The sequence below is a fragment of the Okeania sp. genome (assembly GCF_983059655.1).
The window spans coordinates 1-3310 of the sequence record NZ_CEZPJD010000851.1 but is presented as its reverse complement, the minus strand read 5'-3'; the positions used below and the strand labels follow the sequence as shown (position 1 = coordinate 3310).

At 38.5% G+C, this 3310-nt stretch carries 2 protein-coding genes and 1 pseudogene; all 3 read left to right on the top strand.

Going from position 1 to position 3310, the window contains the following annotated elements:
* Nucleotides 1-578 (top strand): annotated as a pseudogene (locus AC3DU7_RS29285) (hypothetical protein); the annotation flags it as partial.
* A gap of 501 nt (nt 579-1079) precedes the next feature.
* Nucleotides 1080-2096 (top strand): phosphoribulokinase, encoded by a 1017-nt coding sequence (locus tag AC3DU7_RS29280; protein ID WP_488042770.1) that lies wholly within the window; start codon nt 1080-1082, stop codon nt 2094-2096.
* Nucleotides 2097-3096: 1000 nt separating this feature from the next.
* On the top strand, nt 3097-3310 hold a 214-nt coding region (locus tag AC3DU7_RS29275), incomplete at its 3' end, for a reverse transcriptase N-terminal domain-containing protein (RefSeq protein WP_488042769.1).

The following is a 3310-nucleotide window of genomic DNA, read 5'->3' as shown; positions in this document are numbered from 1 at the left end:
GGCAACCCAAAAGCATTTTTCTACCCCCTACTCCCTACTCCCTACTCCCTACTCTCTACTCCCTACTCCCTACTCCCTACTCCCTACTCCCTACTCTAAGTGCCAAAAATAATTTTGTGGTCTACTCAAATGAAAAGCGCTGTAAATCTAAGTTAGACGCTATACCAGGATTAATTTTGGGTCAAAGTGAAGTTAACGTCTTAGAAATAACTGGCGCTTATGGAGCGATCGCTAACCGTGGAGTAGGAAACCGCCCTCATACCATTAGAAAAATTATTGATAGTAGCGACTGTAGCGATCGCAATAATATTTACCAAAAAATTGGGTTTAAAGCCTCCCCTTTTAAGGGGATAATAAATAAAAATTTTCCTGTTCGTCAATCCTCTTCTTTTCAAGGAGAGGTAATTCTAAATTCGCGCATTCTTGAAACTTGTCGTTGTATTTATTCCTATAATTCAGACCCAAAGTGTGAAAACCCTCAAGGGGATATTCAAGCTAACCGCCAGATTTTACAACCACAAACTGGCGATCGCTACTCCAGATTCAAAACTTTATTGGCCATCAAGAAAATATTTTAATATTGTAGGGCCATTGAGTTATTTTAGCGATCGCCTAAATTATTCGTGGCCAATAGTTTATGGCCACAATTCAGACCGAACCTTCTAGGGAATTCCTACGGAATATAGTTGATTAAGCTTTTATTTCTTTGATCCTTGTAGGGAAGATCCCATTCTGATATGATATTTTACAAAAGTTAGTAATAAAGACTTAGAATCAATAGCTTCAAAGTCTGTCCAAGATCCCAACTACAGTGAGTGGTCTTAGCTTTTTAGACTTGTCTATTTATTTAGCTCAACCCACCAAAAAACCTCAAATCTCTTCTTATTAAGAAGATTTGGCCAGGAAAATGGGTAAGTTTATGATTAAATTTTCATAGATAAGTTTGAATGGATTATTACCAGAATCAACACGGCTCAAGAAATGCTCAGGAATTTTTCCTGGACTTACCAAGAAGCTGAGACTCACCCAAAAAATATGGGATTATGTCATTCAACTTTGTTTTATGTTAGAGGGGAACTATTGTGAAAAAACCAGATAGAGTAGTATTAATTGGAGTTGCCGGAGACTCTGGATGCGGAAAATCTACTTTTTTGCGTCGTGTAACAGATGTATTTGGAGAAGATTTTGTTACAGTTATCTGCCTGGACGACTACCATAGTTTAGATCGTAAGCAACGTAAAGAAACAGGAATTACTGCTCTCGATCCAAGGGCCAATAATTTTGACTTGATGTATGAGCAAATTAAAGCTCTCAAGGAAGGTCAGTCTATTGATAAGCCAATTTATAACCACGAAACTGGCATGATTGACCCACCAGAAAAAATTCATCCCAATCATATCATAGTAATTGAGGGTCTTCATCCTCTATTTGATGAGCGCGTGCGATCGCTACTTGACTTTAGTGTCTATCTAGACATTAGTGATGAAGTAAAAATTGCTTGGAAAATCAAGCGCGATATGGCAGAAAGAGGCCATCGTTATGAAGATGTACTTGCTTCTATCAATGCTCGTCGTCCAGATTTTGATGCTTATATTGACCCACAAAAAGCTCACGCAGATGTGGTAATTCAAATTCTACCAACTAAACTTATTCCTGATGACAAAGAACATAAGGTATTACGAGTGCGCTTGATCCAACGTGAAGGTGTAGAAGACTTTGAACCAGTATATCTGTTTGATGAAGGATCGACTATTAACTGGATTCCTTGTGGACGTAAGCTTACTTGTTCCTATCCTGGAATTAAAATGTTCTATGGCCCAGATGCCTATTTCGGCCATGAAGTTTCTGTCTTAGAAGTAGATGGTAACTTTGATAACCTGGAAGAAATGATTTATGTTGAAGGACACCTCAGCAATACTTCTACTAAATATTATGGTGAGATGACTCACATGATGAGGGAACACCAAGATTATCCAGGTTCCAATAATGGTAGTGGACTTTTCCAAGTTTTAGTTGGTTTGAAAATGCGTTCAACTTATGAGCGTTTGACTGCTAAAGTTTCCCCTGATGAAAAGGTAGCAGCAGCAGTTTCATAACATCAATATCTAAAAGAAAATTTTCTATCTGAAAATAAGCGCGAGTGGTTAATTTCACTTCGCGTTTTTTTTTGTTTAAAGAAGTAAGAAGGAAAAAGGCATTTAGTTATCTACCAGAGAAGGAAGGTACCGAAAAACAAAAAAATCTTGGCGCTGTCTGAGCTTTAAGCTTTTGATACCTCAAATGTAGCGTTATAATTACTAAGTTTGCAAATCAACTAACAATCATATAGAAACAATGAGTGATTTTCAAGTATGCGATCGCGATTTGAACGCAACTATCCTATCTAATTATTTACAAGCTGATAGTATTGCTGTCGATACAGAAGCAATGGGATGTGCGATTCGTTGAGCTAAAAAGTTTAAGTCCAAAGACCTTAAACGTATAGCTCGTAAGGGATGGAAGGGTAGATACCTAACCTCCTTATAACTATATATCTGTGGCCGGAAAAGGTGGCCAACTTCTAAGTCAAAGGGTAGGAATCCTGGCTCATACAGGGAAAAATCACCGCCCGGAGAAGTACGGTATCTCCCACAATTCTAAGACTGATTACCAAAGGATTGAAGCTGGGAGAAAAGGGAACTGAGGAGTAATTTGGACTTCCAAGATAGAACCCGAACCAACTGACAATGATTAACGAAAGTGAACATCTGGCTTGAACTCCAGTCAGCTTCAAGTAGTGAAATCCAAATTGATACACTGCGTACAAAATATGTGCAAGGGAAAAGATGAGGGTTTATCCCAGCTACTCATACAGACTTACGAAAATACCCCTGGAGAAAGGATGGATCTAAAGTCAGAAAACCCGGATATATGGAACGAAGTAACCCCTAGATAGCTCTACAATCAAGGTCGATAAATTGTAGTAGTGACAAATCTAAGCGCAAGCTCTCTAGGGATAGAGATGGAGTAAAAAGCCAAAAGCCAACCTGTAATGGGATGGATTAGCTGACGTACTCACGATTTAACTAAAAGATAAGGAACTGATTAGGAGTCACAATGTCGCAAGCGAGTTTCAAGACTACGTTCATAGAATGGTCTAACATCCCCTGGACAAAAGTTCGTCGGAAAGTATTCAAGCTCCAAAAAGCTATTTATCAAGCAGTCAAAAGTGGTAATAAAGCAAAAGCGAGACGACTTCAGAAAATACTACATAAGTCATACTATGCAAAGCTCTTAGCAGTTAAGCAAGTAACACAGGACAATTCTGGAA